The sequence below is a fragment of the Trichocoleus sp. DQ-A2 genome (assembly GCF_039961915.1).
Taxonomy (GTDB): domain Bacteria; phylum Cyanobacteriota; class Cyanobacteriia; order Cyanobacteriales; family FACHB-T130; genus FACHB-T130.
Genome location: NZ_JAMPKD010000017.1, coordinates 34,281 through 48,401, shown reverse-complemented (window position 1 = coordinate 48,401; position 14,121 = coordinate 34,281). Strand labels below are relative to the sequence as shown.

10 protein-coding genes are annotated in these 14,121 nt (G+C 49.8%); 5 read left to right on the top strand and 5 right to left on the bottom strand.

Features of this window, described 5'->3' with window-relative positions; genetic code table 11:
- Positions 1-12 precede the first annotated feature (12 nt).
- The 4 genes from NC997_RS17630 to NC997_RS17615 all read left to right on the top strand — a co-directional run bounded on the left by NC997_RS17630 (position 13) and on the right by NC997_RS17615 (position 4,467).
- A complete protein-coding gene (locus NC997_RS17630; RefSeq protein ID WP_190528126.1) occupies positions 13-984 on the top strand; it encodes a homogentisate phytyltransferase in 972 nt (323 codons plus the stop codon).
- A gap of 73 nt (positions 985-1,057) precedes the next feature.
- Complete coding sequence (locus NC997_RS17625; protein WP_190528124.1) at positions 1,058-1,519, top strand: tetratricopeptide repeat protein; 462 nt, start codon at positions 1,058-1,060, stop codon at positions 1,517-1,519.
- A 30-nt stretch (positions 1,520-1,549) separates the two neighbouring features.
- A complete protein-coding gene (gene cobA, locus NC997_RS17620; protein ID WP_190528122.1) occupies positions 1,550-3,244 on the top strand; it encodes a uroporphyrinogen-III C-methyltransferase in 1,695 nt (564 codons plus the stop codon).
- Positions 3,245-3,927: 683 nt separating this feature from the next.
- Positions 3,928-4,467 carry a phycobiliprotein lyase gene (locus NC997_RS17615; RefSeq protein ID WP_190528120.1) on the top strand — a complete coding sequence of 180 codons (540 nt, stop codon included), beginning with the start codon at positions 3,928-3,930 and terminating at the stop codon, positions 4,465-4,467.
- A gap of 2 nt (positions 4,468-4,469) precedes the next feature.
- On the opposite strand, the gene NC997_RS17610 is transcribed toward NC997_RS17615, so the two are convergent.
- The 5 genes from NC997_RS17610 to NC997_RS17590 form a co-directional block, all read right to left on the bottom strand.
- On the bottom strand, positions 4,470-6,647 hold the full coding sequence (locus tag NC997_RS17610) for a response regulator (RefSeq protein WP_190528118.1): 2,178 nt from the start codon (positions 6,645-6,647) through the stop codon (positions 4,470-4,472).
- Positions 6,648-6,718: 71 nt separating this feature from the next.
- A complete protein-coding gene (locus NC997_RS17605) occupies positions 6,719-7,174 on the bottom strand; it encodes a response regulator (protein ID WP_190414639.1) in 456 nt (151 codons plus the stop codon).
- Positions 7,168-9,204, bottom strand: a complete 2,037-nt coding sequence (locus tag NC997_RS17600) for a CHASE3 domain-containing protein (RefSeq protein WP_190528115.1) — start codon at positions 9,202-9,204, stop codon at positions 7,168-7,170. The genes NC997_RS17605 and NC997_RS17600 overlap by 7 nt, the downstream gene beginning before the upstream one ends.
- A 305-nt stretch (positions 9,205-9,509) precedes the next feature.
- Positions 9,510-11,279 (bottom strand): diflavin flavoprotein, encoded by a 1,770-nt coding sequence (locus NC997_RS17595; protein ID WP_190528213.1) that lies wholly within the window; start codon positions 11,277-11,279, stop codon positions 9,510-9,512.
- A 108-nt stretch (positions 11,280-11,387) separates the two neighbouring features.
- Positions 11,388-13,106, bottom strand: a complete 1,719-nt coding sequence (locus NC997_RS17590) for a diflavin flavoprotein (protein ID WP_190528113.1) — start codon at positions 13,104-13,106, stop codon at positions 11,388-11,390.
- A gap of 141 nt (positions 13,107-13,247) precedes the next feature.
- On the opposite strand from NC997_RS17590, the gene NC997_RS17585 reads away from it, so the two are divergent.
- Positions 13,248-14,042, top strand: a complete 795-nt coding sequence (locus NC997_RS17585; protein ID WP_190528111.1) for a pantothenate kinase — start codon at positions 13,248-13,250, stop codon at positions 14,040-14,042.
- Positions 14,043-14,121 lie beyond the last annotated feature (79 nt).

The window sequence follows — 14,121 nt, the reverse complement described above, 5'->3', positions numbered from 1 at the left end:
ATTCAGGCACGCATGAGCCAGATTTCTCCTGAAAAGTCTTCCCTTCCCAAAACCAGTCCTTCTGAGTCCCACCCGGTGCGGCGTACTGGTTCCTGGCTCTACGCCTTATGGAAGTTCTCCCGCCCTCATACGATTATTGGCACCAGCCTGAGCGTGATGGCGTTGTACGCGATCGCACTTGCAACAGCTTCCGGGGGCGTTACCAGCGTCGAACAGTTTTTGGGTGCATGGATTGCCTGTCTGGGCGGAAATGTCTACATTGTCGGGCTAAATCAGCTCGAAGATGTGGAAATTGACAAAATTAACAAGCCCCATTTGCCCATCGCTGCTGGTGAATTTTCTAGGGCGCAAGCTCAAATTATTGTCGCCATTAGTGGAAGTGTGGCGCTGCTGTTAGCGCTTTTTCTAGGACGATATTTACTGTTCACGGTGGGGGTTAGTTTAGCCATTGGTACAGCCTATTCTCTGCCGCCGATTCGGTTAAAACGATTTTCCTTTTGGGCAGCGCTGTGCATTTTCACTGTGCGCGGAGTCATTGTCAATTTAGGGCTGTTTTTACACTTCAATTGGGTATTGCAAAAAAGTCAAGAAATTCCGGCATCAGTCTGGGCGCTGACGATGTTTGTGTTGGTGTTTACGTTTGCGATCGCTATCTTTAAAGATATCCCCGATATGGAAGGAGATAAGCAGTACAACATCAACACATTTACGATTCAACTCGGTAAGCCAGCCGTCTTTAATCTCTCTCTTTGGGTGATTACGGCCTGTTACCTGGGCATGATTGTGGCTGGGATATTATCCCTAAGTGCGGTTAATTCCACATTTTTGATAATTACTCATGTATTCGCACTCTTGTTGCTGTGGTGGCGAAGTAGAAGTGTAGATTTGCAGGATAAGAGCGCGATCGCATCTTTTTACCAATTTATTTGGAAACTCTTTTTCTTGGAATATCTGATTTTCCCCGCTGCCTGTCTTTTAGCATAAGAAAGGTTAAAACAATCGTCAGGGTAAGCTTAAGCAAAATAGAACTGCTAGAAGTGCCGGAGGGCTACCAAGGGTGGAAACAGAAACATCTCAAATAACTTATTTTCTGGCTGTCGCTGTCGTCGGGATTAGTCTGACTCTCCTGGGTTTTTTCTTGGGGAAGACATTCGTCGCTTCAAACTTTTTTAAAAAAGGAGTGACACTTTATAAAGAAAAAGATTATGTGGGTGCAGAGGCAGCTTTTCGCCAAGTGATTCAGCGACACCGCACCAATGACATGGCGCGATTGCTATTGGGAAATGCGCTAATGGCGCAAGATAAGATTGACGAGGCAACGCCGATATATCGGGAATTGATTGAGCGATCGCCCAAAAATGTCGATGCTTATTTGAGGTTGGGAGACACGCTGATTAAACAAGACAAAATCGAGGAAGCGATCGCAATTCTTCAAAAAGCTAGAAACTTATATAAAGCGGGTACAACCGAGCAACAACAACTCGATCAACTCATCCAAGAAATGGACATCCCGAAATAAGCTTCAAATTCATTTGAGCGCAGCCAAATCATGACTGAGCGTACCGGAAAAGTATATCTGGTGGGGGCGGGACCGGGAGATGTTGCTTACCTCACCGTCAAGGCACAACATCTGCTGGTTGAGGCAGAGGTGTTAGTCTACGACGCCCTCGTAGATGCCCAGTTGTTGGAGTTGGTGCCTGAAAGTTGCCTGAAGTTGGATGTGGGCAAACGCGGTGGACAACCCAGCACACCGCAAGCGGAAATTAACCAACTGCTGGTGGAACACTGTCAGCACAGCAAGCAAGTTGTGCGGCTAAAAAGTGGCGATCCGTTTATTTTCGGGCGTTCTACTTCAGAAATTCAGGCATTAATTGCCGCTGGGTGTCCTTTTGAAGTCGTACCGGGGATTTCTTCAGCACTGGCAGCACCGTTGCTGGCGGGGATTCCGCTGACAGATCCGGTGATGAGCCGAGGTTTTACGGTGATTACTGCCCATGAGCCAGATGTTTTGGACTGGGAAGCGCTGGCGCGGATGGAAACGCTGGTAATCTTGATGGGTGGGCGCAATCTCGGTGAAATTGTCTATCAGTTGCATCGATATGGGCGATCGCTTTCTACTCCCGTCGCTGCGATTCGTTGGGCGGGAACGCCTCAACAACAAGTCTGGACAGCTACGCTGGGCACTATCGTTGAGCAAACTAGGGGTGAATCTCTCTCTCCCAGCGTCATTACCATCGGGGAAGTCGTCGGTTTGAGAGAATACTTGCGATCGCCAGATGCACCAGTCGTCTCAGATCGACGCCTAAATCCGCCCGTACAATCATCAGAATCTTCAACCCAATCCGCAGGGGTGAGTTTATCAGACATACCTATGGGAAGCCACAGTTCTCAGAAAACCTCGTCTCTAACGACTCAAAACTCTTCCCAACCGCTAGCTGGGAAAACGATTCTAGTGACACGCGCCGCAGGACAATCGGGTGAGTTTTGCTTGCGCCTCCAAGAAGAAGGCGCGACGGTGATTGAGATGCCGACGCTGGAAATTACGCCTCCTTCCAGTTGGGAAGAATTGGATCGTGCGATCGCGCACTTATCGGATTTCGACTGGTTAATTCTCACTTCCAGCAACGGGGTTGATTACTTTTTTGAACGGCTGGAAGCGCAAAATCAAGATGCCCGTGCCTTAGCCGGGGTCAAAATTGCCGTCGTCGGGAAGAAAACCGCCCAAAGTCTCAAGCAGCAAGGCTTACAACCCGATTTTATCCCCCCAGATTTTGTCGCAGATTCTCTAATTGAATACTTTCCAGAACCGTTAGAAGGCAAGAAAATTCTGTTTCCCAGAGTGGAAACGGGCGGAAGAGAAGTCTTGGTGAAGGAATTAACCGCCCAAGGTGCAGAAGTAATCGAAGTGGCGGCTTATCAATCTCAGTGCCCGAAAGCGATCGCACCCGCCGCCTTAGACGCCCTCCAGCGACAAGCGGTAGATGTGATTACTTTTGCAAGTTCTAAAACCGTGCAATTTTTTGGTCAATTAGTCGGTGAAATCGATAAATTGCCCTTACAAGGTGTCTGTATTGCCTCGATTGGCCCTCAAACTTCTAACACCTGTCTTTCTCTGCTGGGGCGAGTGGATGTCGAAGCCCCAGAATACACTCTAGACGGCTTAACCCAAGCGATCGTCCAGTGGGCGACATCTGAGGCGAATGTCCGCGATCGCTTGGCTCACAACTCAAATATAGATTGCTAGATAGCAATTCTCGATTGGATGCCGTACATTTTAACCCCACCCCTGCCCCTCCCCGTAAACGAGGAGGGGTTTAATATTCCCGATTCTCCTCGCTGCCTGCCCCGCCTTGCTGCCGCTAGTGTCGCGCCGTCAACGAAGAGGGGTTTAATATTCTCCCCTCTCCGTGAACGGAGAGGGGCTGGGGGTGAGGTTCCATATTCTCCTCCCCATAAACGAGGAGGGGTTCCCTGTTCTCCCCTCTCCGTGAACGGAGAGGGGTTGGGGGTGAGGTTCCAAGTATTACACGCAACTGAAAACCGCGATCATCTCTCTCGAAAGCTTTTCCACCTTTCGTCGTGCCCTTATGGGATAGACGGTTCTAAGATTCTTCCGGATGACAGAGCCGCTAGTAAGTATTTTTAGCTATCATCTATTATTATTAAGATTGTTAACAGTAACTTGCATTTTGGCAGACTTACCACTCTAGCCAAGGTGGTACGTCAGCTAAGTGCCAGATAGCTGACCCGATATAGTGGCGCTCAACTGTACCCAGCTCGGGTGTCACTAGAAACCGCGACTTGCACAACCGTTCATCAGATTGCTTGCATAAAGGTCAAATAAAAGGGTGATAAGTCCCATAGCTACCAAGCAAAAATTGACGCTTGCAAGAACTTTATTTTCAATTCATATGAGGACTGGTACTGGTGACAACACTAAGACAACTTGCCCAAACCCATGAAGAATCTTTAATTGCAGCGTTTTTTCAAGAATCAGAGGGCAAATGGCGCTCTGAAAGACGCTACTATACCCTGCCGGATGGCGAAACCAAGGAGATGGTGAGTCTGATTACCGTCCGGTTTCTGGAACAGGGAAGCTCGGAATTGCTACATTTGGCAGAGTTACACCAACTGGAAGATCCAGCAGCGCTAATTTGTGGTTCTTATGTGGAGTGGAACAGCACAAATTCAGTCACAAACCGCAAAGAATCCAAAGGTTCGACACTGTTTGGCGCATTAGGAACCACACTCTATCGCGATCGCGGCTTTGCCACTCCGAAACCCGTCACGGCTGAGTATTATTTCCCCAATCCCAAAACTTTGTGCTTGCGGACAGAGTACAGAGACTCTTCATTTGAAGAAGAATTAAAACTGATTGGTCGAAGCTACCGCACCCGGCAAACGATCATCTCCCGTGCCGGAGAACAGCAAATGATCGGTCAATATCTAGAAAAGCGCCTTAGCTAGACTTAACCTGCACACCCAGCCAGAAGTGCCACCGCCGCCACTAAATCATCAGGCTCGACGGGCTTAGACTGATACATTTGAAACCCTGCCTTCAGGGCGCGGTTTTTATCTTCCTCCCTAGCGTAGGCGGTCAGCGCTAGGGCTGGAATTTGTTTTCCGGTTTTTTCTTCCAGAGTTCTCATCTTGCCGATGAGGGCGTAGCCATCTTCCTCTGGCATTCCAATATCACTCACCAGCAAATCGGGCTGCCAGCTACGAAGGACTTCTAACGCCTCGGCTACGGATGCGATCGCTTTCACTTTCGCCCCAGACTCTTCAAGCACGAGGGCGATCAATTCGCGTGTATCCGTATCATCATCCACAACTAGAACCTGCAATCCGCTCAGGAGTTGAGGTGCTTGTGCTACCTTCTCCTTAGCTTCCCCGCTCCCCGGCTCCTCTGCCCCCTGGCGCTCCTGCCCCTCGGTTTCTCGACTTTTATCAAAAAGTGGTAGAAGCACTGTAAACGTTGCTCCCTGCCCGATTCCGAGACTGGCAGCACGAACGGTGCCACCGTGCAATTCCACCAAGTGACGCACAATCGCTAATCCGAGTCCTAATCCTCCATGCGATCGCGTGGTACTCGCGTCAGCTTGACGAAAGCGGTCAAACGCATAGGGCAGAAAGTCGGGGCTAATGCCCATGCCTGTGTCGCTAATTTGGATTTGGGCAAAGAAAGTTGAAGGTTGCGGGTTATTAGGTGGAGAGTTCGTGGGTTGCACTTCAACTTTTTCTTCAAGTTTTCCTTCAACCCTCTCCAGCCGCACCTCAATTTGCCCGCCTTCTGATGTGAACTTGATGGCGTTGGAGAGTAGATTCCAAACGACTTGCTGCAAGCGATCTGGATCGGCAGCGACCAAGCCAACTGAGCGGTCTAGTACCGCCTTGACTCGAATCCCCTTGGCATCCGCTGCCGGACGCAAGATATTAATCGCTTCATCAATGATAGGTATCAGCTCGATCGAGCGAATATTCAGGTGTAGCTTGCCCCGAATAATCCGCGAGACATCTAGAATTTCATCGGTGAGTTTTACCTGCGCCTTGGCGTTGCGCTCAATACTCTCAAGGGCACGACTGATAACAGTGGGAGTTAGCTTCTGATTGCGGAGTAGCGTTGCCCATCCGAGGATAGAGTTCAGGGGGGTGCGGAGTTCGTGAGACAGGGTTGCCAGGAACTCGTCCTTGAGGTGGTTGGCTTCCTGAGCTTCCCGGTAGAGTCGGGCATTGTCAATTGCCAAAGCAGCCCGATCCGCGAGGTCTTGCAGAAAGAATTGGTCATCACGAGTATAGGAATATCCGGGGCGATCGCGCGAAACGAATAAAGTCCCAATCCGCCGACCTCGTACCTCTAAGGGTGCGATCAAAATGCTGTACATCCCAAAGCGCTCTAAGTAGGGCAAATACTTTGACTCGCGCAAAGGTTGTATCTCCTCTGGCGACACGACTGGAATCAGTAGCGTCTCGCCCGTTTTAAAGACCCGACCCGTCAAACCCTCATCAACGCGGTGTGCCTCGGTGGCGAGGGTTTCTTGCAAGCAGGCGAGGGCTTCTGGGTTTGGATGATAAATTGCTACCGGGTTGAGGTACTTTCCATCATCTGATAGGATGCGAACTACGCACAGATTTCCCAGTCGCTGAGCTATTTGCTGACTGACCAGTTCTAGAACTGCTTGAAATTCCGGAATTTTCTCAGCAAAAGCTCGCGATACCTCGCTCAAAGCTTGCCGATGCGCTTCCAGACGAGCGGCTCTTCGCTGAGTTTCGGCTCGTTCTAAGGCTAACTGCACCGCAGCGGGCAGACGGTTGTAATATTTGGGCAACTTCAGAACGTAGTCGGACAGCCCCGCCTTCATCGCTTCTACAGCAATCTCTTCGCTGCCTGTATTGGTAAACATCACCACGGGGCAGTCAGGATACCGATCTTTAACGGCACGCAACACCTGTAGACCATCACTCCAGCGCAGTTGATAGTCAGTGACAACGGCATCGAAGCCATCTGCCGCCAGCGCCTGGTTTAAGCCATTGATTTCTGCAATCTCCTGAATTTGGAGATCGGAAAAGGCTCGGCTGAGCTGACGAGCTGCTAGAAGGCGGTCATCAGGGTTGTCATCGATCAGTAAAATACGTAAGGTCTGGCTCATATCCGCTATTTAGTTGGAAGGTTGAAAGGGTTGAAGATTTAAGCTTTCAGCTTTCAAAGTCTTTCCAACTTTCAACTCTCCTCTAATTTTGGCTTCTGGTTGAAAATGAGCCAATATGAATTCAGTGTTTTCACCATATCCAGCAACGCTTCAAAAGCAACTGGTTTAACCAAGTAAGAGTTGGCTCCCAGGTCATAGGCTTGGTTGATGTCACGATTTTCCTCGGAGGAAGTTAGAACAACAACCGGCAGGCGCTTCAGGTCTGGCTGCTGCCGTAACCATTCCAGCACCTCAAGACCCGACTTGCGAGGGAGTTTCAGGTCTAGCAGGATCAAAACGGGTAGGGGGTAGCGATCGCGATCGGTGTAAGGCGGTTCGCCCGCAAGGTAAAACACGGCTGCCTCCCCATTTTCCACCACTTGCAATGGGTTAAGCAGGTTAGCTTTCCGAAAAGCTCGCTGGATCAGGAAAATGTCATTGGAGTCGTCTTCCACCAGCAAAATAGTATAGTTAGACGCGTTCAACATTCGTCTCTAGCCTTGGGCAGGTCTATCCAAAATCTGCTTCCCTCACCAGCTTGCGACTCGACTCCGGCATGACCTCCCATGCGTTCTAACCCTTTCCGCACAATTGCCAACCCAATGCCAGTGCCGGGGTAACTTTCAATTCCGTGTAGGCGCTCGAAGACGCGAAAAATGCGTTGTTGATGTTCTGGAGCAATGCCGATGCCGTTGTCTTCTATCCACAAGCGTACCCAAAATTGGGAACTTGCTGAAGGTTGATTACTCTCTGGCTCTTCGGCTCTAGATGCGATCGCTCTTGTCTCTACAATACCCTGTTCCTCGGCTTCCCCTCTCTCCCTAACTTCTGCCCATACTCGCACCTGCGGTTGGACTCCAGGAGCGATAAATTTTATTGCATTATTTAGCAAATTTGTCAAGACTTGAATCAAGGTGGTGCGATGCCCAACGATTTGAGGCAGCGGTGGTTCTACTGTCACTTGGACTTGTTTTTGCCGCAGTTCTGGCTCTAGTTGAGCAAGAACTTCCAGCACCAACGTTTCTAGGGAAATCGGCTGGAGACGGATCTCCGTGCGGCTGAGGCGACTATAGTCGAGCAGATCCTGGATTAAGGTATCCATGCGCTGAGAAGCCGTAATAATGCGCTGGGCATAATCTTGCCCGATGGTATCTAAGGAGTCGCTATAGTCTTCTAACAAAGCGTGACTGAAACCCTGCATAGCACGCAATGGCGCACGGAGGTCGTGAGAAACGGAATAGGCAAACGCTTCTAATTCAGCATTTGCTTCCTGCAATTGGACAGTGCGATCGCTGACGCGCTGCTCTAGTTGTGCATTGTTCTGTTCGAGCTGTTCTCGTAACCCAGCTTGCTGCATTGCGATCGCAAGTTGGTTGGCAACCTCAGTGGCAATCTCTTGGTGTTCCGGATTAAACGTTGCCGGTTCCGTGGCACTTAGAATCAGTTCGCCGAGCAGATTTTCTTCGACCCGCAGGGGTACAGTCATGCAGCTGCTTTGCCCTTCCCCCATTCGCTTCATGGCAGGCGGACAACGATTGAGTGCCGCGTTCTCTAGAGAATAAATTCTCTGTTGCCCTAAGACAAATCCAGGCACAAAATCGTCAATGGGAAGCGTAGCGCCTTCTTTGAACCACAAATCTCCGTTGACACTTCCGGCTATCACCTGGGCAACGCCAGTTTCAAAGTTAAACAACACCACAAAAGATTGCTGGCAGGGCACTAAGCGCCGCATCCGCGACAATGCCGCGCGGACAAGTGCTGCCCGTGAATGTGCTGCCAGAATCGCCTGGTCGATCTCATGCAATGCTTCCAACCGCTGAGCAGATCGACGCAGCGCGTTTGTTTGCTCTTGGGCGATCGCGAGGGCGTGTTTGTAGGTTTTTGCCACTCCCATCAACTGACGGCTGGTGAACAATGCTAGCAGGCTTCCCAACCCAACCGTTAAGCCGAGAGTGCTACCAATCGTCAGATAGGTTGTTTTTTGAGCGTTGTCAGTGCGAACATCCCGCAGCACCTCCTCGGTTCTGATGAACGAGGCAAGCTGAACCCGCATCGCATCCATCAGCTGTCTACGAGTGTTAAACACAGAGAATTCATAATTGCTATTGCGCTGCTTGCGAGCGATCTGGGAGGGGGCATATCGATTCCACTGTTCATAAATTGCCCGCAACTCTTTGAGGCGCTGAATTTGACGCGGGTTGTCCGAAATTAAAGAACGCAAGTCATTAAAGGCAGGATCGATTAACAAACTTGACGCTTGGTAAGGCGCTAGAAAACTCGGATTGCCGGTGACGAGATACCCGCGTATCCCGCTTTCCATATCTAACAGCAGTCTCTGAGTATAGTTTGCTTGGGCAATGACTCGATCGGTGTGGTCAACCCACCGCGTCACCGAAAGTAGGTGGTTGAGCTGCAAAAATAAGATGCCGGAGAGCACTAGCATCAAAATCAACGGCAACGCGATCGCACGAGTTAGCCTGTGTCGAAAGTTGGTTTGGGCAGTCTCAAATAGCGCCATTTCAACCCTTCAAGCTTTTCGGGTCTAGTAGTATGCTTTGGCGATCGCTAGGACGGGAGCCGTAAACACCAGCGATGATGTCTCCTTGAAAAAATACTGAGTTAGTAGATCCAAACAGAGCGATCGCTATCTTCCACGCTAACAACTTACAGCACAATAGCAATGCCCAATTAATTATTAGTTAAAACGTTGTGCAACTTTCGGGATGTCTTCCCCACTCATTCGAGTGAGATTTCCCTCTCCAAACTCCTGATAAATCGGTTGCTCAGAAAAAGTTGCACTGGGCGTTATGCACTGGGCGTTATTTAATAATGGCTACCCGATTTTCGGTGATGAACGGCGGTGACGCCTTCCTGCTGTAACACCTTGCCATTTTCCACCACAGCGTAGACCAACCAGTGATCGCCACATTCCATCCGGTTGCGGGCAGTACATTCCAGATAAGCAAGGGCATCGGTGAGAATCGGACAACCATTTTGGGCGTCTTGCGTAGCGACACCCGCAAATCGGTCTTCACCAGGACCAAAAGGTTTGAGAAAATGCTTCATCAAGCCGATGTGCTTGCCTTCTCCCAAAATATTTAAAACAAATTTTCCGCCAGAATGCATCAGCGATTCAATCGCTCGATCCTTGGCGACAGCAATGGTTAAACCGGGGGGATTAAAAGTTGCCTGAGACACCCAAGAAGCCAACATCGCCCCGCTGAGTTCGCCTTGTTTCGTTGTTACAACGGAAAGAGAGCCAACTAGATGCCCTACCGCTTGTTCGATCCTGGCAGATTGCGAAGGTGAAATCGGTTGCACGCTTAACTGTTGTCGAGCCATTTTGGCTTTTTTAGCTTTTTTCAACGCTTGGGCGAAGTCTGTCCCGGCTTCTTCGCAATATTTCAGCGTCACCTCGGTGGGTTTAAATTTGACTCGAATCGGGTCGAAGCCAAAGCGATATCCAGCATCTTTTAACTTGCCTTCTAGTAGATCGATCGCTTCTCCACTCCAGCCATAAGAACCAAAAACACCCGCCAGCTTGCCTTTGCTCGCGTTGGATAGGACAATGCCCAAGGCAGTTTGAATCGGCGTGGGAGCATGACCGCCGAGGGTAGGAGAACCCATGATAAACCCATCTGATTTTTCTACAGCTTCTTGAATTTCCGAGGGTTCGGCAAATTCGCAGTTAATTGATTCGACAGCAACGCCTGCTTTGGTAATACCACTAGCGATCGCTTGCGCCAAGGTCGCCGTATTTCCATAAGCTGAAGCATAGAGCAGCGCCACGCTCGTTTCAGTTGCCCTTTGCTGCTGGTTCCATTGACGGTAAGCTTGCGTCAGCGGAATTAGACTGTAGCGCACCAAGGGGCCATGACCCGTCCCATAGAGTCTGGCTGGCAAATCCTGTGTGAGTTTGTCTAGCGCTGTTTCGACTTGCCGAGCGTGGGGAGCCATCAGACAATCGTAATAGTAGCGCCGATCTTCGCTAAACACCGTCCATCCTTCATCAAACACCTGATCGCCGCAAACGTGCGCCCCGAAAAGCTTATCCGTATACAAAATTTCGGTTAGGGAGTCGTGGGTGCAAAGGGCGTCAGGCCAACGGGGACTAGGCGTGGGGATAAATTGTAAGTGATGACCTTTGCCTAAATCGAGGGTTTCTTCCCCTCGCATTATGGCAATTTGTAGATTGTGTTCTTGTAAAGTTTCCGGAAAAGTGCTTTCAAAAAGATTTCGCAGCAGAATTGACCCTGGATTTGAGCAAACAAAAGTAATTTGAGGAGCCAGTTTTAGTAAAGCATTCAGCGTAAAAACTCGGTTGGGGTTGACGTGCCCTAAAATTACATAATCCAGTTTTTCTAGGTCAAACCGCTGCTGTAAAGCGGAGAGAAAAATGTCTGTAAATGATTCTCCCGGTGGATCGACGAGCGCTGTTTTATCCGCTTGAATCACATAAGAATTCGCCGTTGTGCCCCGTTGTAGAGCATATTCGATTTCAAACTTAAGTCTGTCCCAAGTGCGCGATCGCAACACAGTTGTATCTGCACCAATCGGGAGAACCTGAACATCGCGGGGTTTTGTGGCTGTCATCATAAGTTAAAACGGTAATTTTTTTAAACGCAAAGGTACACTCTCATACGCAAAGTTAAAGCTGCTTCTTTGCGTACCGAGAGCGCTAACCTTGGCGCATCAAGAGCGTTAATAATAATTTCCGATCTTGCGATGGTGAACCGCTGTGAGGGCGTCGGGTTTGGAGACGCGACCGGATTGAACGGTGCTGTAAACTATCCAATGATCGCTGCATTCCATGCGGCTAGAGACTTCACACTCCATGTATGCGAGGGCTTCCGTCAGAATTGGGGAACCATTCTCCGCAGGCTGAGATTTGATCCCGGCAAATCGATCCGCGCCAGGGGGGAATCGTTTTAAAAAGTGCCGCATCAAATTTTGATAATTTCCTTCTTCTAAGACGTTGAGGACAAAGCAATCGCCTACTTGCATCATCGACTCAATAGCCCGGTCTTTTGCGACAGCGATGGTGAATCCTAGGGGTTGGAAGCTGGCTTGTGCCACCCAGGAAGCTAACATGGCACCTTTGACTTCGCCTTTTTTGGCAGTGATGATGTACAATCCACCGCTGATGCGTCCCAGGGCTTTTTCTAATTCGGCATCAAGAGATTTAATCTGTTTGATGTTGCGATCGCGGGTAAGCAATTGTCCTAAGTCTGTACCTGCTTCTTCACACAACTGATAGGTGGCTTCTCCGGGTGTATCTTTAATCCGAATTGCTGGAAATGCGACTGTCAGCCCTAACTCTCTAAATTTACTCACCAGCGGATCGACGGGTTCGTCATCTCCTCCGTAGGACTCCAGAATCCCGACTACTTGTTTTTCCTTAGCAGCGGCTAAAACGGTGCCAATCGCAGCTTGGGCGGCGGCAGAGGCGGCTGGGGGTGTGGCAATGACTAACCCAGATGAACGCCCTACCAGTTCTTGCACCTCCTGAGGATCGGCGGATTTCAGGTCGAGTGTCTCGACGGCGACGCCTGTTTTGGTGATGCCTTTGGCGAGAGATTGGGAAAGGCGATCGCTATACCCGTAATCGGAGACGTAAAATACCGCTACTGTCGTCTCGCCCTTGGTTTGAGCTTGACTCCACTGGCGATAACGTCCCGTCAGTTCCACAACGTTGTGGCGCAGCAGCGGGCCGTGTCCGGTGGCGATGGTGTGTACTTCTGGCAGTTCTCCCATCCGTTTCAGTGCAGACAGCACGGAACGGGCATTCGGAGCCATCAGGCATTCGTAGTAAAACCGATAATCGGCTTCGATGGCGGCTAAATCTTCATCGAAGGTGCTATCCGAGCAATAGTGCAAGCCAAAGGCGTCGCAAGTATACAGGATTTGGGTTTTGTGGTCGAAGGTGAAAATCGTGTCGGGCCAGTGCAAGTTGGGAGCAATCACGAATTCCAATTCGTGTCCGTTGCCTAAATCCAACTTGTCGCCATTTTTGACGATTCGCCGCTCAAACGGCTGATGCACAAAATCTTCGATAAACTGGATTGCGACTTTTGACCCAACCACCGTTACCTGGGGAGCCAGTTTCAAGATGTCTTTGACTAATCCGCTGTGGTCTGGCTCGGTGTGGCTGATAATCAGGTAATCAATTTCTTTTGGGTCGATGAGTCCATGTAATGCATCCAGATATAGCTGGCGGAACTTTTCATGGGAGGTATCCACTAAAGCCGTCTGCTCACCCCGAATGATGAAGGAATTATAGGTGGTGCCGTTTTGCAGCCCAAATTCAATGTCGAAGCGATCGCGATCCCAGTCAAGCGAGCGAATCGTTGTCGTGTCAGGGGCGATTTCGCCGGTCTGCATGGTGAGGCGTTTTTGGGTTCGGTCGGTGAGCGCTACCATCTCTGGTCTCCTTCTGTTGCAACCCATTAGGTATTTTTTCTTCTTTCATTCTGCCACGAGTCTCTTGTAAAGATTTATTAAAAAACCTATGAGTGAGTTAAGAGTTTTAAAAGTGCCGAACGGCTCCAGGCTCAGAGAACGATGAATTGGCTAGCTTTGACGATCGGGAATTCGCGGCTGCACTGGGCGTACTTTGTGGGAGAAATTCTTCAGGATGCCTGGGATAGCTACTATCTGCCAGCGGCAACTGTGAATCGTCTGGCGCAGCGCTTAGCAGCGGGTAAATTTCCACTGGAAATTTTGCCACCCAGTCCGACCAATTCACTATCCAAAATCCACAATCAGCAATCAAAGTTGCCGATTTATCTGGCTTCGGTGGTTCCAGAGCAAACAGCACTTTGGCAAAGTTACCCAGATATCCGTGTCATGACTTTAGACCAATTGCCCCTTGAAGGACTTTATCCCACTCTTGGTATTGACCGGGCTTTAGCGGTGTTGGGTGCTGGCGAAGTTTGGGGCTTGCCTTCTTTAGTGATTGACGCTGGAACTGCTTTGACATTTACGAGTGCAGATGTCAACCATCGGCTAGTGGGTGGGGCGATTTTGCCTGGGTTAAGGTTACAGCTACAGTCTCTAACCCAAAGAACTGCTGCGTTACCACCGATAGAATTGCCCCAGGAAATGCCGCCGCGTTTTGCTGTAAACACACCGGAGGCGATTCAGAGTGGCGTTATCTACACTGTCTTGGCTGGAATCAAAGACTTTATCCAGGCTTGGTGGCAGAAATTTCCAGGTAGTCGGGTGATTTTGACGGGAGGCGATCGCGCTACTTTATTTGCTTATCTCCAAATCCAGTTTCCTGAAATAGCCAGTCAGATAATTAGCGACCCGAATCTGATATTTATGGGAATGCGGTCAGTCGTCCTTAGTTCTTAGTCCTTAATAAAGCGATTCACATCAAATCCGCTTGATTCTCCACAATTGAGAAAAACCTTACCCCGCCTCCACCTGCGGC

Coding starts and splice junctions, on each gene's coding strand:
- NC997_RS17630 (WP_190528126.1), top strand. CDS start 13: ATGAGCCAGATTTCTCCTGAAAAGTCTTCCCTTCCCAAAACCAGTCCT.
- cobA (WP_190528122.1), top strand. CDS start 1,550: ATGACTGAGCGTACCGGAAAAGTATATCTGGTGGGGGCGGGACCGGGA.
- NC997_RS17610 (WP_190528118.1), bottom strand. CDS start 6,647: ATGAGCCAGACCTTACGTATTTTACTGATCGATGACAACCCTGATGAC.
- NC997_RS17605 (WP_190414639.1), bottom strand. CDS start 7,174: ATGTTGAACGCGTCTAACTATACTATTTTGCTGGTGGAAGACGACTCC.
- NC997_RS17600 (WP_190528115.1), bottom strand. CDS start 9,204: ATGGCGCTATTTGAGACTGCCCAAACCAACTTTCGACACAGGCTAACT.
- NC997_RS17595 (WP_190528213.1), bottom strand. CDS start 11,279: ATGACAGCCACAAAACCCCGCGATGTTCAGGTTCTCCCGATTGGTGCA.
- NC997_RS17590 (WP_190528113.1), bottom strand. CDS start 13,106: ATGGTAGCGCTCACCGACCGAACCCAAAAACGCCTCACCATGCAGACC.
- NC997_RS17585 (WP_190528111.1), top strand. CDS start 13,248: ATGAATTGGCTAGCTTTGACGATCGGGAATTCGCGGCTGCACTGGGCG.